Below are 24,970 nucleotides of genomic sequence, written 5' to 3' on the forward strand. Positions count from 1 at the left end.
GTGACTGGACGCCAGCTGAACAGGGTCGCTGTGTTGTCCTTGCATACCTCCCCGCTGGCGCAGCCCGGAACGGGCGATGCGGGCGGCATGAACGTCTATGTGCTGCAGAGCGCGAAAGAGCTGGCCAAACGAGGTGTGGAGGTCGAGATCTTCACCCGCGCGACGGCGTCGACCGATGCTCCCGTCGTCGAGGCAGCTCCCGGTGTGCTGGTGCGCAACATCGTCGCGGGTCCGTTCGAGGGCCTGGACAAGCACGACCTGCCCACACAGCTGTGCGCCTTCGCGGCCGGGGTGCTGCGCGAGGAAGCGCGCCACGAACCCGGCTACTACGACCTGGTGCACTCGCACTACTGGCTCTCCGGTCAGGTCGGCTGGCTGGCGCGCGATCGCTGGGGAGTACCGCTGGTCCACACCGCGCACACTCTCGCCGCCGTCAAGAACGCGTCTCTGGCGCAGGGCGACTCGCCCGAGCCCGCCGCGCGTCAGATCGGTGAGCAGCAAGTGGTCGCCGAGGCGGACCGGCTCATCGCCAACACCACCGAGGAAGCGAAGTCCCTCGTCGAAATCTACGGGGCGCAGCAGGGTTCGATCGACGTGGTGGCTCCGGGAGCCGATCTGGCGCAATACAATCCGGGGGACAAGCTGGCGGCGCGCGCGGAACTCGGGTTGAACCCCGACGAGTCGATCGTCGCATTCGTCGGACGCATCCAGCCGCTCAAGGCTCCCGACGTGCTGATCGCCGCGGCTGCCGAAGTGCTGCAGCGCAATCCGAGAACGCCACTGCGCGTCCTCATCGTCGGCGGCCCGTCCGGCAGTGGACTGGATCGACCCGACAGCCTCATCGATCTGGCCGAGAACCTGGGGATAGCTGCTCGGGTGACGTTCATGCCGCCGCAACCGTCGGCGCGACTGGCCCAGATCTACCGCGCCGCGGACATCGTCGCCGTGCCGAGCTACAACGAATCGTTCGGCCTGGTCGCCATCGAAGCCCAGGCCTGCGGAACTCCTGTCCTGGCCGCCGATGTGGGCGGACTCGGCGTGGCGGTGCGGTCGGGCGAAACCGGACGCCTGGTGCAGGGCCACCGCACCGACGATTGGGCCGATGCGCTGTCGTCGATGCTGTCGGACCCAGTTGCGTTGGCCGACATGGCGACCGCAGCACCGCTGCACGCCCGCAACTTCTCGTGGGAGCACACCGCCGACGGACTCATCGAGAGCTACCGGCAGGCCAAGTTCCACTTCGACCGCGGTGAGGGACCGAGCGAGTTCTCTCCGCGCCGCGTCCGAGGATTGTCGAAACTACGCAGATCAGGAGCTGTGACTGCATGAGCGAGACTGCCGAACTGATCGACCGGGCACTGAAGGACCGCGAGCTGGACTACACCCGGCGCGGGGACGTGTTCACCGTCGAACTGCCCGGGGAACGCAAGCTCAAGACAACGACGATGCTGACCGTCGGGCATCACGGGGTGCGCATCGAGGCGTTCGTCTGCCGCAAACCCGACGAGAACTTCGAGGGCGTCTACAGGTACCTGCTGCGACGCAACCGCCGCCTGTACGGAGTGCACTACACGATCGACAAGGTCGGCGACATCTACCTCGTCGGCCGAATCTCGTTGCACGCCGTCACCGGTGACGAACTCGATCGCATTCTCGGACAGACCCTCGAAGCCGCGGACGGCGACTTCAACGTGCTGCTCGAACTGGGATTCGCCGAGTCCATCAAACGCGAATGGGCGTGGCGCGTCTCGCGCGGCGAATCGTTGGCGAACCTGAAGGCATTCGAGCACCTGGTGGACGAGCGGGAAGCGTAACTCGCCGGAAATGGGACGGCGTTGCTGCCGGTAACGTCCGGTTCCTAGCCTAGGGCCATGACCAGGCCAGAGGACGCTCGCCCACCGGTGCTGCAGATGTTCGGCTACGGCCTGCAACACATTCTCTCGATGTTCGGCGGCGTCATCGCCGTTCCGATCATCGTCGGTGGAGCGGCCGGACTGTCGGGGACCGATCAGGCACTGTTGATCTCCTGCGCACTGTTCGTCAGTGGCGTGGCAACTGTGCTGCAAACGATCGGCATCCCGTTCTTCGGCTCGCAACTGCCGCTGGTGCAGGGCATTTCGTTCGCGTCGGTCTCGACGGTTCTGACGATCATCGGTAGCGCGGAGGACGGGCGAACCGGACTGCGCACGGTACTCGGAGCCGTTCTGGTGGCCGCGCTGATCGGATTGGCCATCGCTCCGTTCTTCTCCAAGATCGTTCGGTTCTTCCCGCCGTTGGTGACCGGAAGCATCATCACCGTCATCGGACTGTCCCTGATGCCGGTGGCCGCGCGCTGGATCACCGGCCAGGAGATGGTGGGCGGAGCGCCGAACCCGAACTATCTGGACCCCGGCAACATCGGGCTGGCGATGTTCACCCTCCTCGCCGTGCTGGTGATGACCAAGATCCCCGGACTGTCGCGGCTGTCGATCCTGCTCGGACTCGTCGTCGGCACCATCGCGGCTCTGATCGTCGGCAGGACCGACTTCGACGGCGTCGCCGACGCGTCCGTGGTGGCCGTCCCAACACCCTTCGCCTTCGGCTCACCGATCTTCGCAGTCGGTGCCATCGTGTCGATGACCATCGTCATCCTGGTGATCATGGTCGAGACCACCGCCGACATCCTCGCCGTCGGCGAAGTGGTCGGAACCGACGTGGACTCCAAGCGCGTCGGCGACGGTCTGCGCGCCGACATGGTCTCCTCTGCCGTCGCCCCGATCTTCAACACCTTCCCGGCCACGGCCTTCGCACAGAACGTCGGCCTGGTCGCGATGACCGGCATCAAGAGCCGCTTCGTCGTCGCAATGGGCGGTGGCGTGCTTGCGCTGCTGGGCCTTTCGCCGATTCTGGCGGCCGTCGTCGGGGTCGTCCCGTTGCCCGTGCTCGGCGGCGCAGGAATCGCGCTGTTCGGAACCGTCGCCGCCAGCGGTATCCGCACCCTCGGCAAGGTGAACTACGACAACAACTCCAACGTGGTCATCGTGGCGGTGACCTTGGCGTTCGGTCTCATACCTGTTGTCGCGAGCGACTTCTGGGACGAGTTCCCGGACTGGTTCGTCACGATCTTCCACTCCGGAATCAGTGCCGCCAGCATCGTGGCGGTGGTACTCAACGTATTCTTCAACGTGTTCAAGCCCGGTACTCCGCCGAACCCCTCGGTGGTGGCAGCGGGGCCGGCAGTGATGGTGCGTGAGGACGAAGCACGAATACTCCGTGAAGGCGGCAGCTTGCCCGACGATCTCTCTTCCGAGAAGGCCGTGCCCGACAAGACACCTGAGTGAAATCCTGCGCACCCTCGCCCGCGCGAGTAGCGTCCCGACCCAGACGAAGTACACCTAAATTGGAGGACATCTTGTCATTCGTTACCCGCACGAGTACGCGGAAGGCAGCACTCGGCGGCGTTGCGTCGCTCGGTGCCATCGCCCTGATCGCAGGCTGTGGATCTGCCCCCGAAGACGAAGGATCGGGCGGAAGCGCATCGAGTGACTTCCTGCCCTGCATGGTCTCCGACAGTGGCGGATTCGACGACAAGTCGTTCAACCAGCTCGGGTTCGAGGGCCTGACCGAAGCCTCCGAGGAGCTCGGCGTCGAGCCGCGCACCGTCGAGTCCGCGTCGCCCACCGACTACGGCCCCAACATCAACAACCTCGTCGATCAGGGCTGCAACCTCATCGTCACCGTCGGATTCGATCTGGCCGACGCCACCAAGGTCGCCGCCGAGGCCAACTCCGACATCGACTTCGCGATCATCGACGACTCCACCATCGATCTGCCGAACGTCAAGCCGCTGACCTACGACGCGTCGCAGTCGGCATTCCTCGCCGGTTACGCGGCCGCCAGCTACAGCACAACCGGAGTGGTCGGTACGTTCGGTGGCTCCCAGCTGCCGACCGTCACCATCTTCATGGACGGTTTCGCCGACGGCGTGAACTACTTCAACGAGCAGAAGGGCGAGGCAGTCCGCGTCATCGGCTGGGACGTGCCCTCGCAGAACGGCTCGTTCACCGGCGGATTCACCGCCAACGAGGTCGCCAAGAACACCGCCCAGGGTCTGATCGACCAGAACGCCGACGTCATCTTCCCGGTCGGTGGACCCATCTATCAGAGTGCGGCACAGGCCATTCGGGATTCCTCGCGTCCGGTCGCCCTCATCGGTGCCGACGCCGACGTCTTCGAATCCGACCCGTCGGTCGGCGACCTGTTGCTCACCTCGGTGACCAAGGGGCTCAAGACCAGCGTCGACGAGGTCGTCGCCAACTCCGGTGCCGATGCATTCGACAACACCCCGTACGTGGGCACGCTCGAGAACGACGGAGTCGGTATCGCACCGTTCCACGATTTCGAGTCCGAGGTCGACCCCGCACTGCAGGGCGAGCTGGACACGATCAAGGCCGGCATCATCGATGGGTCCATCACCGTCGAGTCTCCCTCGGCACCCAAGTAGTTCATGAAGCTCGAACTTCGCGGTATCACCAAACGATTCGGCTCGTTGGTTGCCAACGACCACATCGATCTGACCGTCGAATCCGGCGAGATCCACTGCCTCCTCGGCGAGAACGGTGCAGGCAAGTCCACGTTGATGAACGTGCTCAGCGGCCTGTATCGCGCCGAGGAGGGCCAGATCCTGCTCGACGACGTCGAGCAGAACTTCGCCGGACCGGGCGAGGCCATGACTGCCGGGATCGGCATGGTGCATCAGCACTTCATGCTGATTCCGGTGTTCACCGTTGCCGAGAACATCGTGCTCGGCAACGAAACCACCTCGCTCGGTGGACGTCTCGACCTCGTGGCAGCGCGGAAGCTGGTGCGGGAGATATCCGCGAGGTTCGGCTTCGACCTCGATCCCGATGCTCTCGTCGACGACCTCCCCGTCGGCGTGCAGCAGCGGGTCGAGATCGTCAAGGCACTCTCTCGTGAGGCCAGGGTGCTCGTGTTCGACGAGCCGACTGCTGTGCTGACGCCGCAGGAAACCGACGATCTGATGCGGATCATGCGGGAACTCGCGGCGTCGGGCACCACGATCGTCTTCATCACCCACAAGCTGCGCGAAGTACGCGAAGTAGCCGACAAGATCACCGTCATCCGGCTCGGCAAGGTCGTCGGAGAAGCAAAGCCCACCGCCAGCAACACCGAGCTCGCTGCACTGATGGTGGGACGCGATGTGCAGCTGACCGTCTCGAAGGATCCGGCCACGCCGGGGGACGCGGCACTGGTGATCGAGAACCTGTCGGTGTTCGACGCCCAGGGCAACAAGACAGTCGACGACGTCAGCCTCGAAGTCGCGGCGGGAGAGATCCTCGCCATCGCCGGCGTGCAGGGCAACGGTCAGACCGAGTTCGTCGAAGCCCTACTCGGGTTGCAGGACAACGTATCCGGCAAGATCAGCCTCGACGGCAAATCGCTCGTCGGGTCGACGGTCCAGGACGTGCTCGACGCAGGCGTCGGCTTCGTCCCCGAGGACCGCACCGTCGACGGACTGGTGGGTGAATTCTCCATCGCCGAGAACCTGATGCTCGATCGCTCCAACAGCATGCCGTTCGTGCGGCGCGGCGCGGTGCAACGCCAGTATCTGGACACGTTCGCGTCGGAGAAGCTCAGCGAATTCGACGTTCGCGCACCGGGAATCGGCACCGCCGTCGGACGCCTGTCCGGCGGTAATCAGCAGAAGGTGGTGCTCGCGCGAGAACTGAGCCGAGACCTGCGTCTGTTCGTCGCAGCGCAGCCCACTCGCGGAATCGACGTGGGATCCATCGAATTCGTACACAAGCGCATCGTCGCCACCCGGGATTCGGGGATCCCGGTCATCGTGGTGTCGAGCGAACTGGACGAGGTCGCCGCACTGGCCGACCGCATCGCCGTCATGTATCGAGGAGCAATCGTGGGAATCGTCCCCGGGGATACGTCCCGCGAAACACTCGGCTTGATGATGGGCGGTGAGCGTGGTGAGTGAGGCCGAACAGCCCCCCAAATCCCAGGAACCGTCGAAGTCGCATGTGGTGCTTCGGCAGATCTTCACCGGCAGTGCGATCATCTCGGTTCTCGCGGTACTCCTGGCGCTGATCGTGGGTGCGGTGCTCATCGCCGCCACCAACTCCGGCGTCCAGGAATCGGCCGGGTACTTCTTCTCCCGTCCCTCGGACATGCTGACGGCGATCTGGGATTCTGTTTCCGGGGCGTACTCGTCGCTGTTCCAGGGTTCGGTCTACAACTTCCGTCGACCCGGATTCGAGAACGGCATCCGGCCACTGATGGAGACGCTGACCTTCGCCACCCCGCTGATCGTCGCCGGACTCGGTGTGGCCCTTGCCTTCCGCGTCGGCATGTTCAACATCGGTGGTCGAGGCCAGATGCTCATCGCCGCGGCGTGCGCCGGCTGGGTCGGGTTCGGCGTGAACCTGCCTGCCGGGTTGCACCTGTTGGTCGCCGTTCTCGCCGGTGTTCTCGGCGGCGCGGTGTGGGGCGGCATCGCCGGATTCCTCAAGGCGCGCACCGGCGCTCACGAGGTGATCGTCACCATCATGCTCAACTACATCGCGTTCTACCTCGTCGCGTACCTACTGCGCACTCCCGGCGCTCTGCAGGCCCCGGGATCGAACAACCCCAAGACCGCGCCCATCGCGTCGACGGCGGTGTTCCCGAAGCTCTTCGGCGACCGATACAGCCTGCACCTCGGTTTCGTGCTGGTGATCTTCGTGACGATCGCGGTGTGGTGGCTGCTCGAGCGATCGAGCCTCGGATTCCGTTTCCGCGCTGTCGGTGAGAACCCGCACGCGTCCCGCGTTGCCGGCATGAACGTCAACCGGATCTACCTGTACGCCATGATCATGTCCGGTGCGCTCGTCGGTCTGGCCGGAGTGTCGCAGGTACTGGGCACCGTCACCACCGGCTTCAGTGCCGACATCGACGCAGGCATCGGATTCGACGCCATCACCGTCGCACTGCTCGGCCGATCGAAACCGTGGGGCGTGTTCGTCGCGGGAATCCTGTTCGGCGCGTTCAAGGCCGGCGGATTCGCGATGCAGGCAGGCGAGGGCATCCCCATCGACATCGTGCTCGTCGTGCAGTCCGTGATCGTGCTGTTCATCGCCGCACCGCCGCTCGTGCGAGCGGTGTTCCGATTGCCGAAACCAGGCGAGGAGAAACTCGCGAAAGCCGAGACCGCGAAGGTGGGTGCACTGTGACCACCTCGACCGACACCGCCGCTGACGCGGTACTCGGCCGGAGCTGGAAGGTCCCGTCGATCCTCGGTCTCGTGACGCTGCTGGCCCTGCTGCTGTTCGTGGTCCGAAAGGGTTCGGGAACAAGCACATTCGCATTGGCGTCGGAGGACGATTTCTTCGCACTGCCGGCCGTGGGCGTGCCGTCGTACGGCACCGGTCTCGTCGTGGTCGTGTTGCTCGCCGTCATCACTGCATACGCGGCGTTGCTCGCCTCGCAGTACCGCTCGACGCCGCTGTGGCTGCTGGCAGTATTCGCGGTGCTGTTCGTCTTCGGTTTCCTCGCCTGGGCAGCGGACGGCGAGACCATCCCGGTGCCCGGATTGCTCATCGGCGCAGTCGCTCTGAGCACGCCACTGATCTTCGGTGCCATGGGCGGCGTCATCTCCGAGCGAGTCGGCGTCATCAACATCGCCATCGAAGGTCAGTTGCTTGCAGGTGCATTCGTCAGCGCTGTCGTCGCGTCGATCACCGGTTCGACCTATGTGGCTCTGCTCGCGGCTCTGGTAGCCGGAGCGCTGACCGCGTCGTTGCTGGCGGTGTTCTCCATCCGCTACTTCGTCAACCAGGTCATCGTGGGTGTAGTGCTCAACGTGCTGGTCGTCGGGTTGACCAGCTTCCTGTACTCGGTGGTGCTGACCAAGAACGCCGAGACGCTCAACTCGCCGCCACGGTTCGGGCGCATCGACATCCCGGTGCTCTCGCAGATTCCGATTCTCGGACCGGTGCTGTTTCGGCAGACACTCATCGTGTACCTGATGTACATCGCCGTCGCGCTCGTGTTCTTCGGCCTGTTCCACACCAAGTGGGGACTGCGACTGCGCGCCGTCGGCGAGCATCCCCAAGCCGCCGACACCGTCGGAATCAACGTCGCACGCACCCGGTTCTGGAACGTCTGCCTCGCCGGTGCCATCGCCGGACTCGGTGGTGCGTACTTCACTCTCGGCTCCGTCGGCGCTTTCGGCAAGGAGATGACAGCCGGTGCCGGCTACATCGCTCTCGCCGCCGTGATCTTCGGCCGCTGGGATCCGGTACGCGCGACGCTGGCCGCACTGCTATTCGGATTCGCGTCCAACCTGCAGAACGTACTGGGCATCATCGGCTCGCCCGTGCCCAGCGAATTCATGCTGATGCTGCCCTACGTGGTGACCATTTTCGCCGTCGCAGGCCTGGTGGGCCATGTTCGCGGGCCGGCCGCGGCAGGCAAACCGTATGCGTCGCGAAGTTAGCGCCCGCACTACCTGACTCGGCGGTAGGGTCGCTGTCCGTTGTGACCGCTTTCACTGTAGGGTTCGGTCATTGTTGCCGCAGTTTTTCGAAGGAGAGCCATGAGCTTCCGCAGTCCCTTTCCCGATGTCGAGATTCCCGACCTCAGCGTCTACGACTTCCTGTTCGGATCGATCGCCGAGTCCGACCTCGACAAGCCTGCACTGATCGACGGAACCTCGGGTGACGTCACCACGTACAAGTCGCTGATCGGTCAGATCGACGCCATCGCGGGTGCTCTGGCCGCACGTGGACTCGAAGTCGGCGACGTCGTCGGACTCCACTCGCCGAACGTGCCCGCGTTCGCGTCGGTGCTGCACGGCATCCTGCGCGCAGGCGGAACCGCAACGACCATCAACGCGCTGTACACGGCCGAGGACATCGCCAAGCAGCTCACGGGCTCCGGCGCGAAATTCCTGTTCACCGTGTCCCCGCTGTACCCGCAGGCCAAGGCTGCCGCGGAGAAGGTCGGCCTCGACGCCGATCACGTCATCGTGCTCGACGGCGCAGAGGGCCACCCGAACCTGCGCGACCTGCTCACCCAGGGCGCACCTGCCCCCGAGGTCTCGTTCGATCCAGCGACACACGTCGCGGTGCTGCCGTACTCCTCCGGTACGACGGGTGTGCCGAAGGGCGTCATCCTCACCCACCGCAACCTCGTCGCGAACGTGGCGCAGATGGAACCGCGCGTGGGTATCGACAGCAACGACGCGATCCTGGCGCTGCTGCCGTTCTTCCACATCTACGGCCTGACGGTGCTGCTCAACATCGCCCTCAAGCTGCGTGCACACCTGGTGACGATGCCGAAGTTCGACCTCGTCGACTTCCTCCGGATCATCCAGGATCAGAAGCTGACGTACCTGTTCATCGCACCGCCGGTGGCCGTCGCGCTCGCCAAGCACCCGATGATCGATCAGTACGACCTCTCCAGCGTGCACACCATCTTCTCCGGTGCGGCACCGCTGGACGAGGAGCTCGGCAAGGCCGTCGCGAAGCGTCTGAACACGCGGGTGCGTCAGGGCTACGGCATGAGCGAGCTCAGCCCCGTCAGCCACGCCATCCCGTTCGATCGCGACGACATGCCGCTCAGCTCGGTGGGTCAGCCGCTGGCGAACACCGAGAACAAGCTCGTCGACCCGGGCACGCTCGAGGAGATCGAGCTGCCGGCAGAGGGATTGAGCAAGCCCGGTGAGCTGTGGGTCAAGGGACCGAACGTGATGGTCGGGTACCTCAACAACCCCACCGCCACCGCCGAAACCCTCGACTCCGACGGTTACCTGCACACCGGCGACATCGCCGTCGTCGATCCCGAGGGCGTCGTCTACATCGTCGACCGCCTCAAGGAACTGATCAAGTACAAGGGCTACCAGGTGCCCCCGGCCGAGCTCGAGGCTCTGCTGCTGACACACGAGGAGATCGCCGACGCCGCCGTCATCGGTGTGCTCGACGACGAGGGCGAAGAAATCCCCAAGGCATTCGTCGTCCGCCAGCAGGGTGCCACCATCGACGAAGAGGGCATCATCGCCTTCGTCGCCGAACGCGTGTCGCCGCACAAGAAGGTACGACGCGTCGAGTTCATCGACATCGTCCCGAAGTCCGCGGCCGGCAAGATTCTGCGCAAGGACCTGCGCGCCGCGGAGGCCGGAAAGTAAGACTCCGATTCACATCGACACCCCGTCCCACACTCAGTGGGGCGGGGTGTTGTTCGTGTGCGGTCGATGGGGGACCTCACACCCTTTTTGTGGACCGCGCGGCCCTTCTCCGAGGCGAGTAGGGGCGCGCGGTTGGCAGTAGGGGTGTGAGGTTGTGGTGGAACCAGGTGGGTGTTCGCTGCGTCCAAGGGGTGGGTGGGTTCGACGAAGGGGAGCGGTGTGAGCGTGACGCGGTGGTGGGTGGCAGGTCTGGTGGGGGTTTTGGCGTCGGTCGCTGGATGTGGCGGGGGGACAGAGGGTGCGCCGATTGCAGAGTCGTCGACGAGCTCGGTGGTTGCGACACCGGTGGCGGACGAGCCGTGGGATCCCTGCACCATTCCGGACAGTGCCGTCGAGGCTGCGGGGTTGGATGTGGAGAGCAAGAGTACGAATCTGTTCGGAGACGCGCCGCTGTCCACCGAATGGAAGACGTGTATCTGGACGGACCCTGATCCTGGGTCGTGGTATTTCCTGGGAGTGTTCTCCGGCTTCCATACATTGAACGATCTGCAAAGCAACGACCGCTTCGGCCAGTTCACGAAAGTCGATGAACTGGGCGGATATGAGTTCCTGCGCGCAGACCGACCTTCTGGTCGCAGTTGCGGATTCGCCCTCGAAGTTGAACAGGGACTGGTGTACCTCGTTCTCGACACAATGGGTTCCGAAGAGCCACAGGGCGACCCATGTGTGGAGATCATGCGGATCGCAGGCTCATTGCACTCGTCGCTGCCTCCGGCAGCAAGTTGACCGAAGGAGGCTTGAGTGGGAACCAACGTGGACAGTCTTGCGGCGTCGATGCAGCAGTGGCGCAACCTGTCCGAGCAGGCGGCCGCGGGGGCGCTCGACATTCCTGAGGGCGTGGCGTTCGCGTGCGACCAGGCGTGCGTCGAATACCTCAGGCACCTGAATGGCATGTTGCAAAAGACCGAGTTTCTCGTCGATGTCGAAGCTTTCGGCACACTTCCGTCAGCTCAGCAGTTGGGTCGCAAGTTCAAGCGACTTGCCGACGGGGAAGAAAGGTCGGCGGCTGTGGCGATCCGGCAGCACATCGAGGTCATTCAATTGATGCGGTCGGTGTTTCGTCGCTATTTCGTCGCGACCGAAGAAGTCGATCGGAGTGTGGGAGCTCGCATCGGCGATATCGGGTCGGGCGTGGGGGAGTGAGCCCGCAACCTCACACCCTTTCTGCACACCTCACACCCCTGCTATTGCCTGAACCCCGGCGCGCGGTCGGCACAAAGGGTGTGAGGTCCCGCAATCCCCGCGGCCAAGCGTCGAACATTGTCTGAAATGTCCGTAATATCAACCCTCGCAACATAATCGAGACAACATTCGCGAATCGGATGACTTAGTCTGCGATCGTGAATCTCTCCGCTGCCCGTCTGGTGCCGATGCGACCGCGCGATCCGAAGGAACCGCATCGCTCCGCGAGCCCGCTCGAGTTGTTCTTCGACCTGGTGTTCGTGGTGGCCGTCAGCATTGCAGCGGTTCAACTCCATCACGATCTCACCGAGAATCACATCGCCGACGGCCTGCTCGGCTATGCACTCGTGTTCTTCGCGATCTGGTGGGCGTGGATGAACTTCACGTGGTTCGCCACATCCTTCGACACCGACGACTGGCTGTATCGCGTGCTCACCGTCGTGCAGATGGCCGGCGTTCTGACACTGGCCGCCGGGATCGAGCCGTCGGTCGTCGACGAGAATTTCACGATCGTGGTCATCGGGTACGTGGTGATGCGCGTGGCGATGGTGACCCAATGGTTGCGGGCATCGCGAAACCCCGAACATCGACAGACCGCGCTGGTCTACGCGATAGGTATTGCGGGAGTTCAGGTTCTGTGGATTGCCTGGGTGCTGCTGCTCGACGGTACCGCCGCGATCATCGGCTTCGTCGTGCTCGCAGGCGTCGAGATGTCGGTACCGATCATCGCCGAGCGCAAGGGCGCAACACCCTGGCACCCTCATCACATCACCGAGCGCTACGGACTGTTCACGCTGATCCTGCTCGGCGAATCTCTGCTCGCGTCGGCCAACGCCATCATCGAAGCGCTGCACGACGAAACCGCGCTGGCACCGCTGATCTCGATCTCCATTCTCACCGTCGTCGTCACCGCGAGCCTGTGGTGGATCTACTTCTGGCCCCCGCATCACCGTGCGATCGGCAGACTCGGCAACTCGCTGTTCTACGGCTACGCCCACTACTTCATCTTCGCGGCCGCAGGCGCGTTCTCGGCCGGCATCGAGGTCGAGATCGACGTGCTGACCGAACACAGCAAGCTCGGCGACGTCGCCGCGTCGTTCACCGTCACGATCCCGATCGCGGTGTTCGTACTCGGTGTCTGGTTGATCGCGATCCGCGCCAACGCCGACCGGCTGGTCAACATCGTGGTGCCCGCTGGTGCCGTGCTCGTGCTGTTCGACCCCGTCATCCCCATCCCGATCACCCTCACCGCTGTCGTGATGATCGTCGTCGTCGCGGTCCTGGTCGCACGCGGGCCAACGCGAGTGGAACATGAGAAACTGACCACATGAGTATCGGAACCTTGATTCTGCTTCGTCACGGCGAGAGCGAATGGAATGCGTCCAACCAGTTCACCGGCTGGGTCGACGTGCGACTGACCGAGAAGGGCGAGGCCGAGGGCAAGCGTGCCGGCCAACTCCTCGCCGAGGCAGGCATCCTGCCCGACCTGCTGTACACCTCGCTGCTGCGTCGCGCGATCAGCACCGCCAATCTCGCACTCGACGCCGCCGATCGGCACTGGATTCCCGTCGTCCGCGACTGGCGTCTGAACGAGCGGCACTACGGCGCACTGCAGGGCTTGAACAAGGCCGAGACCAAGGACAAGTACGGCAACGAGCAGTTCATGCTGTGGCGTCGTAGCTACGACACCCCGCCGCCGCCCATCGAGATCGGCAGCGAGCACAGCCAGGACGCCGATCCGCGCTACGCGGACCTGGACAGTGTTCCGCTGACCGAATGCCTCGCAGACGTCGTCGAGCGTCTGATCCCGTACTTCGAGGAGACGATCGTCGCCGATCTGAAGGCCGGCAAGAACGTGCTCGTCGCCGCGCACGGCAACTCGCTGCGTGCTCTCGTGAAGTACCTCGACGAGATCTCCGACGCGGACATCGCCGAGCTCAACATCCCTACCGGCATTCCGCTGAAGTACGACCTCACCGAGGTCGACGGCAAGCTGAAGCCCACCAACCCGGGCGGCACCTACCTCGACCCCGAAGCAGCGGCCGCAGGTGCAGCTGCCGTGGCAAACCAGGGCGGCAAGTAACTCGACCGCGCTCGAACCGACGTTTTGTCGTAACTGCAGGTGAACGATCGAAGAACACTGCCGACGGGGACTATGACGACCAGGGAAATGCCTGCACCCTGCGTATGTGAGCTGTCCATCGAACGTACGATTCCGGTGTGAGTGTTGCATCGGCCGTACTACTGGCTATCGCCGCGGCCTTCGTGGGATACCTCGTCGGCGGTGTTCTGATCCCGTACCTCAACACTCGACACTCGGAGCGCCGCCGAGCTACGTCCGGCTTGACGATGTCGCAGGTACTGGATCTGATTGTCCTCGCATCGGAGAGCGGCATCGCCGTCGTCGACCAATTTCACGACGTCGTGCTGTTCAACCCGCGTGCCGAGGAGTTGGGGCTGGTGCGTAACCGGCTGATCGACGATCGGGCGTGGGACGCCGTCCTCAAGGTCCTCGCCGACGGCAACCCCGTCGAAGTGGACCTCAGCTCGAAGAACCCCAGAACCGGCCGAGACAAGATCGCCGTCCGCTGCGTCGCCCGGTTGCTCAGCAAGGAAGACAAGCGGTTCGTGGTGCTGTTCGCCGACGACGATTCCGAGCAGGTCCGGATGGAGGCGACGCGTCGGGACTTCGTGGCCAACGTCAGCCACGAACTCAAAACCCCCGTCGGCGCGATGAGCCTGCTGGCCGAGGCCCTGCTCGAATCCGCAGACGACCCCGATTCCGTCCGGCACTTCGGTGGCAAGGTCGTCGCCGAATCCAAACGGCTCGGCAACATGGTGACCGAACTGATCGCACTCTCGCGACTGCAGGGCGCCGAGAAGCTACCCGACCTCGAGGTCGTCGACGTCGACACCGTCGTCAACGAGGCGATGGATCGATCCAAACTCGCCGCCGAGAACGCCGGCATCTCCGTCACCACCGACCACCCGAGCGGCCTCGAAGTTCTCGGCGATCAAGCGCTGCTGGTGACGGCCCTGGCCAACCTCATCCAGAACGCCATCGCCTACTCCTCGGACGGTGCGCCGGTCTCGGTGAGCCGCGCCCTACGCGGAGACAACGTGGCGTTCGCCGTCACCGATCGCGGTATCGGCATCGCCAAGGAAGACCAGGAACGCGTCTTCGAGAGATTCTTCCGCGTCGACAAAGCTCGGTCGCGGGCAACCGGCGGCACAGGCCTGGGCCTGGCCATCGCCAAACACGTCGCAGCCAACCACAACGGCAGCATTTCGCTGTGGAGCAAGCTGGGCACCGGATCCACCTTCACCCTCCAGATCCCTGCGTACTTCGAAGAAGAAGACGACGCTTCGGTTACAGAAAGAGAGAATCAGTGACCAACGTTCTGATCGTGGAAGACGAAGAGTCGTTGGCCGATCCATTGGCCTTCCTGCTCCGCAAGGAAGGTTTCGAGGCCACAGTCGTCGGAGACGGACCGTCGGCACTCGCGGAATTCGATCGCGCAGGAGCAGACATCGTGTTGCTCGACCTCATGCTCCCCGGCATGAGCGGAACCGACGTGTGCAAGCAATTGCGTTCGCGCTCAGGCGTTCCCGTGATCATGGTGACCGCACGTGACAGTGAGATCGACAAGGTCGTCGGCCTCGAACTCGGTGCCGACGACTACGTCACCAAGCCGTACTCGGCACGCGAACTCATCGCCCGCATCCGTGCAGTTCTGCGGCGCGGCTCCGACGCCGAGGTCGACGGCGGAGTCGACACCGGAGTGCTCGAAGCCGGACCGGTGCGCATGGACGTCGAACGCCACGTGGTGATGGTCGGATCCGAGCAGATCACGTTGCCGCTCAAGGAATTCGATCTGCTCGAATACTTGCTGCGCAACTCCGGTCGAGTGCTGACCCGCGGACAGTTGATCGACCGCGTGTGGGGAGCCGACTACGTGGGCGACACCAAGACCCTCGACGTGCACGTCAAGCGACTGCGCTCGAAGATCGAAGCGGACCCGGCCAAGCCGGAACACCTCGTCACCGTGCGCGGACTGGGCTACAAACTCGAGGGATAGAGCCTGCGGCATGTGAGCGGAAACTCGTAGTGGGCTACGAGGTTTCGCTCACGTGCGGCGCAGCCGCTCTATCGACGCTGCGCCTCACGGGTGGCCGGATGCACCGCGATCAGACCAAGACCGCGGCGGCGCTTGCACAGGGACGCCAATTCCTCGTAGGCGGCCTTGCCGAGCAGCTCGGTCAGTTCGGGCTTGTAGGACTCGAACACCTGCTTCGATCCGACGTGCGCATCGGGCGAGCCCGAGCAGTACCAGTCCAGATCGAGACCACCCTCGCCCCAGCCGCGTCGGTCGTACTCGCCGATCGTGGTCTTGAGGATCTCGGAGCCGTCCGGCCGCGTCACCCAGTCCTGGGTGCGCCTGATCGGCAGCTGCCAGCACACGTCGGGCTTGACCTCGAGCGGCTCGATGCCCTTGCGCAGCGCCATCGAATGCAGCGCGCACCCGATTCCGCCCTCGAACCCGGGACGGTTCTGGAAGATGCAGGCACCCTTGTAGCGCCGCGTCCGCAGCGACTGCTCGTCGTCGAGATCGTCGTATTCGACGTACCCCTTCTTGCCGAGACCCTTGTCCATGAGCTGCCAATCCTGCGGAGTGAGCAACTTCACGGACTCGTCGAGCTTGCGCTTGTCGTCCTCGTCGGACAGGAACGCGCCGTGGGAGCAGCAACCGTCGTCGGGTCGGCCCGCGACGGTTCCCTGACATGCCGGAGTTCCGAACACGCAGGTCCAGTTGGACAACAACCACGTCAGATCCGCAGCGATGAGATGTTCCGAATTGTCGGGGTCGGGAAACTCGACCCATTCTCGCGGGAAATCCATCTCGACCTCTGCAGCGAACGACTGCTGCTCACGACCTGCTGTCACAAACGACGACGGTAGACCCAGTACCGTGGGCATGTGCGAATAGGGGTGCTCGACGCCGGTACGGACGCGGCTCGAGGCGACTCGTAGCGTTCGTAACGCGGATCGTCGTGGCCGACCGTGCAGAATTGGAAGGTGTCAGCGCCGACAGGTCGCCACCACTGGTGGCCGGGGCTCTGGTAGCGGAGGCGAGCATGCGGGCATCGACAACGAAGTCACCCGAGATATGCCCGTGGGCGCTGAAGGAAGGTTTGATGTTGAGGAAGCTGGACCCCGAAACCGACGGCGATCCGGTGGTGAGCTCGAGATGAGCGACACCAACCCGGAGGACACCGGACAGATCTCGGTTGCCGAGCTGCTGGCTCGAAACGGTCAGAAGACGAACCTGAGCGCAGGCGGTCGCCGTCGCCGCGGCGTCAAGGGCGGCATCTCCGTCGCCGAGCTGACCGGTGAGATCCCCGTCGTACGCGACGAGCCCGGCAACCGCAGCGCCGTGGTGGTCGAAACCCCGGCTCCCGACGCGTCCGGGCCCGAGACGCCCGAGACCCCCGACGTCGCCCCGGCAGCGCCGCAGAGCAGCGATGCGCCCGAGGACGACGCACCCGCCGCCGGCTCCTCCCGGCCGCAACCGGCCAAGCCGCAGACCACTCGCCCCACCCCGTTCCAACCGGCAGGCAAGCGCGAGAAGCAGCAGCCCGAGCCTGAACTGCTGTCCGGATCCACGACGGTTGCCGGTGACCTGCTGAACCGCTCACACGACGACACCGAACGGTCCAAGCGCCCGGCTGTGTCCACGGTGCCTGCGTCGGATCGGCTTCCGTACGGATCCACCCCGGCCGAGCAGGGCCGGGCCCGCAAGCCTGTGGGATTCCGAGCCTCGCGGCAGGTCGAGGTGGTCGAGCCGAACACCGACGTCGCTCCGCGTGCCGCGCTCGTCGACGTCGACGACGTGGCCAAGACCGCGGTGTCTCCGCGCATCCGACGCACCGACGATACGACGGCCGAGTCGGCCGACGAGTCGGCGGTCGATACGTCCGCCGCCACCGAGGTCGTCGATCTCGTGAAGCCGGAGATCGACGACGAACCGAAGACCGCGACCGACGTCGAGGCCGACACCGACGACGCACCGGACGCGGCGGCCGACAGCGCTACTGCGGCCTCGCGCACCGACCGCCGGGCAGCGGCGGTCAAGGGTAAGGGCGGTGCCGTCCGGCAATGGCTGGTGCTGATCGGTCAGGCAGTGGTGTCGATCGCCGTCGGCGCGCTGCTGTTCAAGGGCTTCGAGCAACTGTGGGACGTGTTGCCGTGGGTCGCTCTGGTGCTGTCGGTGCTGGTCATCGTCGGACTCGTCGCGGTGGTGAGGATTCTGCGACGCACCGACGATCTGATCTCGATCGTCATCGCGATCGCCGTCGGTGTATTCGTCACGCTCGGTCCGCTCGCCTTCCAGCTCAGTACCGGCTGAGTCGGCACACCGATGGGCGCGAAGCGAATTCAGGTAGGACTGTCCACGGCGTCGGTCTACCCGCAGAACACCGAGGCGGCGTTCCGGTATGCGGCAGAGCTCGGGTACGACGGCATCGAGCTGATGGTGTGGGCCGAGTCCGTCAGCCAGGACGTCGACGCGGTGGCCGCGCTCTCGCGGGAGTACTCGATGCCGGTGCAGGCCATCCATGCGCCGTGTCTGCTGATCTCGCAGCGAGTGTGGGGATCCGATCCGGTTGCCAAACTCGCCCGCTCGGTCGAGGCGGCCGAGAAGCTGGACTCGGCGACGGTCGTGGTGCACCCACCGTTCCGGTGGCAACGCAAGTACAGCGACGGCTTTGCCGATCAGGTCGCCGAACTCGAATCGAACTCGCACGTGGTGGTCGCCGTGGAGAACATGTTCCCCATGCGCGCCGATCGCTTCTTCGGGCGCAAGGAGAAATCCGCACAGCGACTCGAACGACGCGGTGGTCCGGGGGCCGCACTGTCGGCGTTCTCGCCGTCCTACGACCCGACCGACGTCGGCCACGGGCACTACACCCTCGACCTCTCGCACACGGCCACCGCGGGCTCGGACGCGCTCGAGATGCTCGACCGGATGGGCGAGGGCATCGCGCACCTGCATCTGGCCGACGGCCGGGGCGCATCGGTGGACGAGCACCTCATCCCCGGCCACGGCAGTCAACCGTGCGTGGAGGTGTGCACCGAACTGGTGCGCCGCGGCTTCGAGGGACAGGCAGTGATCGAGATCAACACACAGAACGCGCGCACGGTCCCCGAGCGTTCCTCGATGCTCGGGCAAGCACTGCAGTTCGCCCGCGCACACCTGTCCTGAGGCCGCCGGTAAGTTGTCGGAAATGAGTTCCGCCAGCCCCTTCACCGCCGCCACCACCCTGACCGCGCTCGAGGTCGCCGCCGACACCGCGTCGTTCGCGGGCGCGATCGACTCCACCTGGACCATCGGTCCGAAGGTGCACGGCGGTGTGATGCTCGCCGTCTGCGCGGCAGCAGCGCGCAAGCACATCGTCACGACCGACCCGGAGCAGGCCGAGATCCAGCCGCTCGCGGTGAGCGTCAGCTACCTGGCCGCTCCCGATCCCGGCGAGGTCGCGCTGACGACGGTGGTACGCAAGCGCGGCCGTCAGGTCTCGCACGTCGACGTCGAACTCACCCAGGCCGGACGCGTTGCCGTGCGGGCGGTGGTGACCCTCGGTCGTCCCGATTCCGAGGAACCCCACCACGAGACGCCGACGTCGCTGGCGTCGATGGCAGCCGAACCGCCGGCGGAGACCCTCGCGGTGGCGGGCGATCATCCGATGGCGTCGATCGTGCACGTCGCCAAGGGCTGCGAGATGCGGATCGACGCGTCGTCGGCGTCGTTCCTGACCGGCCAGCAGGGCGAGGCGGAGATTCGACTGTGGGTGCGTCCATTCGCGGGCGACGAGGCCGACCTCGACACCGCAGTGCTGTTCGCACTGATGACCGGAGACATCTCGGCTCCGGTGACCATGAACCGCGGAATGTTCGGTTGGGCTCCGACCGTGCAGTTGACGACCTACCTGCGACGCCGTCCGGCACCGGGGTGGCTGCGGGTGGCGGCGACCAGCACCGTCATCGGCAGCACCTGGTTCGAGGAGGACCACGTGGTGCTGGATTCGACCGGTGCCGTCGTGGTGCAGAGCAGACAGTTGGCGATGGTGCCGCGCTCGAACTGACATGGCAGGCTTGGTCGTATGACGAGAATTGCAGTGATCGGCGGCGGACGGATCGGTGAGGCGTTGATTGCGGGACTCCTCGAGTCCGGCCACGCAGTGCGCGATCTGGTGGTCGCCGAGAAGTCCGAGGCCCGCGCCAAGGAGATCGCCAAGGAATTCGGAGTACTGACCACCACCGTCGGCGACGCATCCGAGGGAGCCGATGTGATCGTGCTGGCGGTCAAGCCGGCCGACGTCGAAGCGGCACTGACCGAGATCACGAAGATCGAACTCGACGGCGATCGCGAACAACTCATCGTCTCGCTGGCCGCAGGAGTCCCTACCGCCAAGTTCGAGCCCAAGCTCCCCGCCGGCTTCCCGGTCGTTCGGGTCATGCCCAATACCCCGATGCTGGTGGGGGAGGGCGTCAGCGTGTTGGCACCGGGCAAGTACGCCCGCGCCGAGCACCTCGAACTCGTGCGCTCGATCCTCTCGGCCGTCGGCAAGGTGGTCGTGGTCAAGGAGAACCAGCTCGACGCCGTGACGGCCGTGTCCGGCTCCGGGCCGGCCTACTTCTTCCTCGTGGCCGAGGCCATGATCGACGCCGGAGTGGGCCTGGGATTGAGCCGCGACGTGGCGTCGGCGCTCGTGGTTCAGACGATGGTGGGGTCCGGGGCGATGCTCGATCGCTCCGACGAGAGCGCGAGCGAGCTTCGATATGCGGTGACTTCTCCGGGCGGAACGACCGCCGCAGCAGTGCGTGAATTGGAGAGAAAGGGCGTCCGAGCAGCGTTTTTCGATGCCCTCGGTGCCGCAAATGCCCGATCCATTGAGATGGGCATCACAGCAGAATAGAAAATCTTTTCCCCACTCCCGTCGCAGTAACCCCATCTGTCCCTATAGGCTCGGGGGCAGCACGTGCGTGTCTGTTCGGCAGGAGGGGAAGCCTGCCGCATGAGACGTGCCGGAGGTATGTGGATTGATGGCGTCTATAAACAAGCCGTCCAAGGGTTCGTCCCCGGACGGTCAACCGGCCCTGGCCGGAACGCAGTTCCTCACGGTCGCCGAAGTGGCGACGCTGATGAGGGTTTCGAAAATGACCGTGTACCGGCTGGTGCACGGCGGAGAATTGCCCGCTGTACGAGTGGGTCGGTCTTTTCGTGTGCACGCCAAGGCGGTCCACGACTATCTCGAGACCTCGTACTTCGACGCAGGCTAGTAGTGCACGTGGGGCCGGTTTCGTAAGTCCTGGTTCACACCGGTAGGATTGGCGCTCGTCGTGCCAGCCAGCCGGTGTGCAGCCGTGGGCGAGTACGTGGCCCCAGCGCCAGCTCGGTGACCAAGGCTTTTGGCTCGAAGCCCTCAGGGCTTGGTTGTCAGGTAGGCGTACGCAAACGGCGTGCGCGAAAACGCTAGAGAAGAACGTGAGGACACCCGCATGGGTTCAGTGATCAAGAAGCGTCGCAAGCGCATGTCGAAGAAGAAGCACCGCAAGTTGCTTCGTCGTACCCGCGTGCAGCGCAGGAAACTCGGCAAATAAGCCTGCCGTCATCTGCTTCATGGGGAAGCCCGTCACCATCGGTGGCGGGCTTCTTCCGTTCGAAGAACGGGCTTTGCTTCTCACCCGCGCCGAGCCCGGTCGATCCAGTAGGCTTTGCAGCGGAACCGACGTTGGGGGTGCGCAGTGAGTCCGAGCGATCGTGGATCGTCTGGGCCCCGAGTGGTCCTCGTGACCGGAGCGAGCCGATTCCTCGGCGGCTACCTCGTCACCAGACTGGCCCAGAATCCGAACATCGAGCGCGTCATCGCCGTCGATGCGGTCTCGCCGAGCAAGGATCTGTTGCGCCGCATGGGACGCGCGGAATTCGTCCGCGCCGACATTCGTAATCCGTTGATCGGCAAAGTGATTCGCAATGCCGGCGTCGACACCGTCGTGCACGCCGCCACCGTCGCCAAGCCCCCGAAATCCGGCGGCCGCGCCACGATGAAAGACCTCAACGTCATCGGCGCGATGCAGCTGTTCGCGGTCTGCCAGAAGTCACCGACCGTCGAGAGGGTGGTACTGCGTTCGTCGTCCTCGGTGTACGGCTGCAGCGCGAAGGACCCGGTGAAATTCACCGAGGAGATGAGTGCTCGACGCCCCCCGAGCGGTGGGTACGCGCGGGACTCGATCGACATCGAGGGATACGTTCGCGGTCTCGGGCGTCGACGGCCGGACATCGCGGTGTCGATCCTGCGCATGGCGCCGCTGATCGGTCCACGACTGAACGGCACCATCTCGCGCTACATGACCTCGCCGCTGATTCCCAGCATCGTCGGTCGCGACGCACGCATGCAGTTGCTGCACGAGGAAGACGCTCTGGCTGCGCTCGAGCGCGCGACTCTCGGTGGGTCGGCGGGCACGTTCAACATCGGAGCCGACGGCACGATCATGCTGTCCCAGGCGATTCGCCGAGCCGGCCGCGTTCAGGTGCCGGTGCCGTTTCCGCTGTTCAAGAGCGTCGGCCGCGCACTGATGGGCGGCATGATGCGCGAGTTCACCACCGAGCAACTCGACTACTTCCACTTCGGCTGCGGACTGGACACCACCCGCATGCGGTCCGTCCTTGGCTTCGAGCCGCGGTGGACTACGGTTCAGGCATTCGACGACTTCGTCCGAGGCGCCGCGCTGCGGCCTGTCATCAGAACCGAATGGGTGGACAGCGTCGAAGATCGACTGGTCTCGGCCGTAGAGACAGGCGCGTCCACGGCGCGGGCACTGGCGGCACTGCGTAGTTCGGGAGCGGTGCGTAGTTCGGGAGCGGTGCGTAGTTCGGGAGGGGACAGGTGAGCGAAGTGGCCAAAGTGATTCCATTGCACGGCGGCACGTCCGGCCGCTCGGCGCGAGCGGCTGCGGGCTCGCGTGAACGCCACCCCTCCGCCTACGCCGATCCTCGCGAGCCGACGCCGTTGTCGGCCCCGGCTCCTGCCGACGCGTCGGCAGTGACGCCCTCGCTCCCCACTCCGTTGCTGTCGATGATCGACGACACCAAGTCCACGATCGTCGACCAGATCTCCTCGGTCGCCGAGTTCGTTCGCAGGCGGCTGGCCGGTGACTACAGTGTCGACGAGTTCGGTTACGACCCGCACTTCGCCGACGCGGTCTGGCTTCCGTTGCTGCGGCCGTTGTTCGACAAGTGGTTCCGCGTCGAGGTCAAGGGCATCGAGAACATTCCGTCCGACGGCGGCGCGCTCGTCGTCGCCAACCATGCGGGCGTCGTGCCCGTCGATGCGCTGATGGCGTCGGTCGCCGTACGCGATCACCACCCGGCGCACCGCCCTCTGCGAATGTTGGCCGCCGACATGGCATTCGAGATGCCCGGCGTCGGCACGATCGCGCGCAAGGCCGGGCACACGCTCGCGTGCAACCCCGACGCCGAACGACTGCTGCGTACCGGCGAGGTCGCCGCCGTGTTCCCGGAAGGGTTCAAGGGCATCGGCAAACCGTTCAGCGAGCGCTACAAGTTGCAGCGATTCGGTCGCGGCGGATTCGTCTCGGCTGCTCTGCGGACGGGTGTGCCGATCATCCCGTGCTCCATCGTCGGCTCGGAAGAGATCTACCCCAAGATCGGCGACATCGCACCATTGGCCCGGTTGATGGGCGTCCCCTACTTTCCGGTGACGCCGTTCTTCCCGCACCTCGGCCCGCTGGGTCTGATCCCGTTGCCGTCCAAGTGGTACATCGAATTCGGCAAGCCGATCCCCACCGACGGGTACGACTCCACCGCATTCGAGGATCCGATGGTGCTGTTCGAGTTGACCGACCACGTGCGCGAAACCATTCAGCACACGCTCTATCGACTGCTTGCCAAGAGGCGCAACGTCTTCCTGGGTTAGACGCTCGGGTTATCGTGTGGCAGTGCATATTCGCGACACCTCCGCTGCCGATCTACCCGAGATTCTCGACATCCACAACGATGCGGTCGCCAACACCACCGCCATCTGGGACGAAGAACAGGTCGATCTCGCCGATCGCACAGCCTGGTTCGAGGGCAGGATCGCCGCGGGATACCCGGTACTCACCGCGGAGGTCGACGGCCGGGTGGCCGGGTACGCGTCGTACGGGCAGTGGCGGGTCAAGAGCGGCTACCGACACTCGGTGGAACACTCGGTGTACATCCATCGAGATTTCTACCGTCGCGGGCTGGCCAGTGCGCTACTGAGCGAGTTGATCGAGCGAGCGAAAGCGAGCGACATTCACGTGTTGGTGGGGTTCATCGAGTCCGAGAACACCACGTCGATCGCGCTGCACGAGAAGTTCGGGTTCGCCACCGTCGGACAGATGCCGCAGGTGGGCGTCAAGTTCGGTCGGTGGTTGGACCTGACGCTGATGCAGCTCACTCTCTGATCACCCGCGGTCGGACGATCAGGCCTTGCGTCGGCCGATCACCGCAGCCAGCCCGCCGCCCACCGCGCCCAACGCCAACGCCGTGGGCACACCGATCTTGGCGGCCTTGCGTCCGGTGCGGTAGTCGCGGATCTCCCAACCCCGGTTCTTGGCCAGCTCACGCAGATCGGTATCGGGGTTGATCGCCACGGCGGTGCCGACCAGCGAGAGCATCGGCACGTCGTTGTGGCTGTCCGAATACGCGGTGCAGCGCTTGAGATTGAGACCCTCACGCACCGCCAGCGAGCGCACCGCGTGCGCCTTGCCGATGCCGTGCAGGATGTCGCCGACGAGACGGCCGGTGAACACTCCGTCCTTGCTTTCGGCGACGGTTCCGAGCGCGCCGGTCAGGCCGAGACGCTTGGCGATGATCTGGGCCAGTTCGAGGGGAGTGGCCGTCACCAGCCAGACCTGCTGACCGGCGTCGAGGTGCATCTGCGCCAGAGCCCGGGTGCCGGCCCATATCTTGTCGGCGATCATCTCGTCGTAGATCTCCTCGCCGAGCCGGGTCAGCTCCGAGGTGGGACGGCCGGTGATGAACGAGAGCGCCTTCTCTCGTCCGCTGGCCACATCCTCGCTGTTCTCCTTGCCGCTGACCCTGAATTTGACCTGCTGCCAAGCGAATTGGGCCAGATCGCCGCTGGTGAAGTATTTCCGGGCGGCCAACCCGCGAGCGAAGTGAATGATCGACGCGCCCTGCACCATCGTGTTGTCCACGTCGAAGAAGGCCGCAGCAGTCAGATCCCGGGGAACGGCCCCCTCGGACTCGATCTGCAACGCCAGCGCGGCATCGGCACTGGCCTGGCCTGCAACGTTGGCGCGAACCTCGGCATCGCTCGGACCGAACGGATTGCGGATTCTGCGGATGCGGCGCTTGAACTGCTTGTCCTCGCGCGGATCGTTCGTATCGACCATGTCGATATCGGGCGTGTTCTCGATCGGCAGGTCTGTTCCCCCGTCACTCACTTCTGTCCACCTCCCAGTCGAGTCGCTCGCCGCAAGCCTAG

Annotated in this window: 26 protein-coding genes; 24 read left to right on the forward strand and 2 right to left on the reverse strand. The window is 64.8% G+C overall.

All coding sequences use genetic code 11. The features are described from left to right. From mshA to CH291_RS14990, 14 genes are all read left to right on the forward strand, one after another. Complete coding sequence (gene mshA / locus CH291_RS14925) at positions 1–1,329, forward strand: D-inositol-3-phosphate glycosyltransferase (protein WP_176460405.1); 1,329 nt, start codon at positions 1–3, stop codon at positions 1,327–1,329. Further along, a complete protein-coding gene (locus CH291_RS14930) occupies positions 1,326–1,814 on the forward strand; it encodes a YbjN domain-containing protein (RefSeq protein ID WP_068046105.1) in 489 nt (162 codons plus the stop codon). The genes mshA and CH291_RS14930 overlap by 4 nt, the downstream gene beginning before the upstream one ends. Before the next feature lie 57 nt (positions 1,815–1,871). Beyond that, positions 1,872–3,320, forward strand: coding sequence for a nucleobase:cation symporter-2 family protein (locus tag CH291_RS14935; RefSeq protein ID WP_094687910.1), 1,449 nt, complete (start codon positions 1,872–1,874; stop codon positions 3,318–3,320). Positions 3,321–3,391: 71 nt separating this feature from the next. After that, a complete protein-coding gene (locus CH291_RS14940) occupies positions 3,392–4,483 on the forward strand; it encodes a BMP family lipoprotein (protein WP_231893693.1) in 1,092 nt (363 codons plus the stop codon). Positions 4,484–4,486: 3 nt separating this feature from the next. Continuing rightward, positions 4,487–5,989, forward strand: a complete 1,503-nt coding sequence (locus CH291_RS14945) for an ABC transporter ATP-binding protein (RefSeq protein ID WP_094687911.1) — start codon at positions 4,487–4,489, stop codon at positions 5,987–5,989. Further along, the gene (locus tag CH291_RS14950) at positions 5,973–7,220 is read left to right on the forward strand and encodes an ABC transporter permease (protein ID WP_256980855.1); all 1,248 of its coding nucleotides are present in this window, start codon (positions 5,973–5,975) and stop codon (positions 7,218–7,220) included. The genes CH291_RS14945 and CH291_RS14950 overlap by 17 nt, the downstream gene beginning before the upstream one ends. After that, a complete protein-coding gene (locus tag CH291_RS14955; protein ID WP_094687912.1) occupies positions 7,217–8,485 on the forward strand; it encodes an ABC transporter permease in 1,269 nt (422 codons plus the stop codon). The genes CH291_RS14950 and CH291_RS14955 overlap by 4 nt, the downstream gene beginning before the upstream one ends. A gap of 99 nt (positions 8,486–8,584) precedes the next feature. Further along, positions 8,585–10,174: an AMP-binding protein gene (locus tag CH291_RS14960; protein WP_094687913.1), complete on the forward strand. Its 1,590-nt coding sequence runs from the start codon at positions 8,585–8,587 to the stop codon at positions 10,172–10,174. 252 nt (positions 10,175–10,426) lie between these two features. After that, positions 10,427–10,960 carry a DUF3558 domain-containing protein gene (locus tag CH291_RS14965; RefSeq protein ID WP_256980876.1) on the forward strand — a complete coding sequence of 178 codons (534 nt, stop codon included), beginning with the start codon at positions 10,427–10,429 and terminating at the stop codon, positions 10,958–10,960. A 27-nt stretch (positions 10,961–10,987) separates the two neighbouring features. Further along, positions 10,988–11,377 (forward strand): hypothetical protein, encoded by a 390-nt coding sequence (locus CH291_RS14970; protein ID WP_256980856.1) that lies wholly within the window; start codon positions 10,988–10,990, stop codon positions 11,375–11,377. 227 nt (positions 11,378–11,604) lie between these two features. Beyond that, positions 11,605–12,747: a low temperature requirement protein A gene (locus CH291_RS14975; RefSeq protein WP_094688084.1), complete on the forward strand. Its 1,143-nt coding sequence runs from the start codon at positions 11,605–11,607 to the stop codon at positions 12,745–12,747. Further along, positions 12,744–13,499, forward strand: a complete 756-nt coding sequence (locus tag CH291_RS14980; RefSeq protein ID WP_068046501.1) for a phosphoglyceromutase — start codon at positions 12,744–12,746, stop codon at positions 13,497–13,499. Before CH291_RS14975 ends, CH291_RS14980 begins: the two co-directional genes overlap by 4 nt. Before the next feature lie 137 nt (positions 13,500–13,636). Then, on the forward strand, positions 13,637–14,809 hold the full coding sequence (locus CH291_RS14985; RefSeq protein WP_094641061.1) for a sensor histidine kinase: 1,173 nt from the start codon (positions 13,637–13,639) through the stop codon (positions 14,807–14,809). Next, a complete protein-coding gene (locus tag CH291_RS14990) occupies positions 14,806–15,495 on the forward strand; it encodes a response regulator transcription factor (RefSeq protein WP_032380369.1) in 690 nt (229 codons plus the stop codon). The genes CH291_RS14985 and CH291_RS14990 overlap by 4 nt, the downstream gene beginning before the upstream one ends. Positions 15,496–15,563: 68 nt before the next feature. Here CH291_RS14990 and CH291_RS14995 read toward each other — a convergent pair whose 3' ends face one another. Next, positions 15,564–16,316, reverse strand: coding sequence for a hypothetical protein (locus CH291_RS14995; protein WP_179272174.1), 753 nt, complete (start codon positions 16,314–16,316; stop codon positions 15,564–15,566). Positions 16,317–16,354: 38 nt separating this feature from the next. Between CH291_RS14995 and CH291_RS15000 the strand changes: the two genes are divergently transcribed. The 10 genes from CH291_RS15000 (at position 16,355) to CH291_RS15045 (ending at position 23,924) form a co-directional block, all read left to right on the forward strand. Next, entirely contained in the window at positions 16,355–16,669 is a 315-nt protein-coding gene (locus tag CH291_RS15000; protein ID WP_373454855.1) for a Ppx/GppA phosphatase family protein, read from the forward strand. Then, positions 16,666–17,823 (forward strand): hypothetical protein, encoded by a 1,158-nt coding sequence (locus CH291_RS15005; RefSeq protein ID WP_094687915.1) that lies wholly within the window; start codon positions 16,666–16,668, stop codon positions 17,821–17,823. The genes CH291_RS15000 and CH291_RS15005 overlap by 4 nt, the downstream gene beginning before the upstream one ends. A gap of 12 nt (positions 17,824–17,835) precedes the next feature. Next, entirely contained in the window at positions 17,836–18,678 is an 843-nt protein-coding gene (locus CH291_RS15010) for a sugar phosphate isomerase/epimerase family protein (protein ID WP_094641063.1), read from the forward strand. Between the two features lie 22 nt (positions 18,679–18,700). Further along, positions 18,701–19,558: a thioesterase family protein gene (locus CH291_RS15015; protein WP_094641064.1), complete on the forward strand. Its 858-nt coding sequence runs from the start codon at positions 18,701–18,703 to the stop codon at positions 19,556–19,558. A gap of 18 nt (positions 19,559–19,576) precedes the next feature. After that, positions 19,577–20,392, forward strand: coding sequence for a pyrroline-5-carboxylate reductase (proC, locus tag CH291_RS15020; protein ID WP_068282380.1), 816 nt, complete (start codon positions 19,577–19,579; stop codon positions 20,390–20,392). A 127-nt stretch (positions 20,393–20,519) separates the two neighbouring features. Further along, positions 20,520–20,756 (forward strand): helix-turn-helix domain-containing protein, encoded by a 237-nt coding sequence (locus tag CH291_RS15025; RefSeq protein ID WP_008713658.1) that lies wholly within the window; start codon positions 20,520–20,522, stop codon positions 20,754–20,756. A 219-nt stretch (positions 20,757–20,975) separates the two neighbouring features. Beyond that, positions 20,976–21,077, forward strand: coding sequence for a 30S ribosomal protein bS22 (locus CH291_RS15030; protein ID WP_003402602.1), 102 nt, complete (start codon positions 20,976–20,978; stop codon positions 21,075–21,077). A 144-nt stretch (positions 21,078–21,221) separates the two neighbouring features. Continuing rightward, a complete protein-coding gene (locus tag CH291_RS15035; RefSeq protein ID WP_306437687.1) occupies positions 21,222–22,367 on the forward strand; it encodes an NAD-dependent epimerase/dehydratase family protein in 1,146 nt (381 codons plus the stop codon). Continuing rightward, the gene (locus CH291_RS15040; RefSeq protein ID WP_094670491.1) at positions 22,364–23,413 is read left to right on the forward strand and encodes a lysophospholipid acyltransferase family protein; all 1,050 of its coding nucleotides are present in this window, start codon (positions 22,364–22,366) and stop codon (positions 23,411–23,413) included. Before CH291_RS15035 ends, CH291_RS15040 begins: the two co-directional genes overlap by 4 nt. A gap of 22 nt (positions 23,414–23,435) precedes the next feature. Next, positions 23,436–23,924, forward strand: coding sequence for a GNAT family N-acetyltransferase (locus tag CH291_RS15045; RefSeq protein ID WP_094641470.1), 489 nt, complete (start codon positions 23,436–23,438; stop codon positions 23,922–23,924). Positions 23,925–23,942: 18 nt separating this feature from the next. Here the strand turns inward: CH291_RS15045 and CH291_RS15050 are convergent, their stop codons facing one another. Then, entirely contained in the window at positions 23,943–24,878 is a 936-nt protein-coding gene (locus CH291_RS15050) for an HAD family hydrolase (RefSeq protein ID WP_068046474.1), read from the reverse strand. Positions 24,879–24,970 lie beyond the last annotated feature (92 nt).

Source organism: Rhodococcus sp. 14-1411-2a, assembly GCF_002259485.1.
Classification (GTDB): Bacteria; Actinomycetota; Actinomycetes; order Mycobacteriales; family Mycobacteriaceae; genus Rhodococcoides.

Bases quoted from the DNA above. Each gene is read 5' to 3' on its own strand.
- CH291_RS14930 (WP_068046105.1), top strand. From the start codon at position 1,326: ATGAGCGAGACTGCCGAACTGATCGACCGGGCACTGAAGGACCGCGAG.
- CH291_RS14975 (WP_094688084.1), top strand. From the start codon at position 11,605: ATGCGACCGCGCGATCCGAAGGAACCGCATCGCTCCGCGAGCCCGCTC.
- CH291_RS15050 (WP_068046474.1), bottom strand. From the start codon at position 24,878: ATGGTCGATACGAACGATCCGCGCGAGGACAAGCAGTTCAAGCGCCGC.
- CH291_RS14995 (WP_179272174.1), bottom strand. From the start codon at position 16,316: ATGGATTTCCCGCGAGAATGGGTCGAGTTTCCCGACCCCGACAATTCG.
- CH291_RS15025 (WP_008713658.1), top strand. From the start codon at position 20,520: ATGGCGTCTATAAACAAGCCGTCCAAGGGTTCGTCCCCGGACGGTCAA.
- CH291_RS15010 (WP_094641063.1), top strand. From the start codon at position 17,836: ATGGGCGCGAAGCGAATTCAGGTAGGACTGTCCACGGCGTCGGTCTAC.
- CH291_RS14960 (WP_094687913.1), top strand. From the start codon at position 8,585: ATGAGCTTCCGCAGTCCCTTTCCCGATGTCGAGATTCCCGACCTCAGC.
- CH291_RS15015 (WP_094641064.1), top strand. From the start codon at position 18,701: ATGAGTTCCGCCAGCCCCTTCACCGCCGCCACCACCCTGACCGCGCTC.
- CH291_RS14980 (WP_068046501.1), top strand. From the start codon at position 12,744: ATGAGTATCGGAACCTTGATTCTGCTTCGTCACGGCGAGAGCGAATGG.
- CH291_RS14935 (WP_094687910.1), top strand. From the start codon at position 1,872: ATGACCAGGCCAGAGGACGCTCGCCCACCGGTGCTGCAGATGTTCGGC.
- CH291_RS14945 (WP_094687911.1), top strand. From the start codon at position 4,487: ATGAAGCTCGAACTTCGCGGTATCACCAAACGATTCGGCTCGTTGGTT.
- CH291_RS15030 (WP_003402602.1), top strand. From the start codon at position 20,976: ATGGGTTCAGTGATCAAGAAGCGTCGCAAGCGCATGTCGAAGAAGAAG.
- CH291_RS15005 (WP_094687915.1), top strand. From the start codon at position 16,666: ATGAGCGACACCAACCCGGAGGACACCGGACAGATCTCGGTTGCCGAG.
- proC (WP_068282380.1), top strand. From the start codon at position 19,577: ATGACGAGAATTGCAGTGATCGGCGGCGGACGGATCGGTGAGGCGTTG.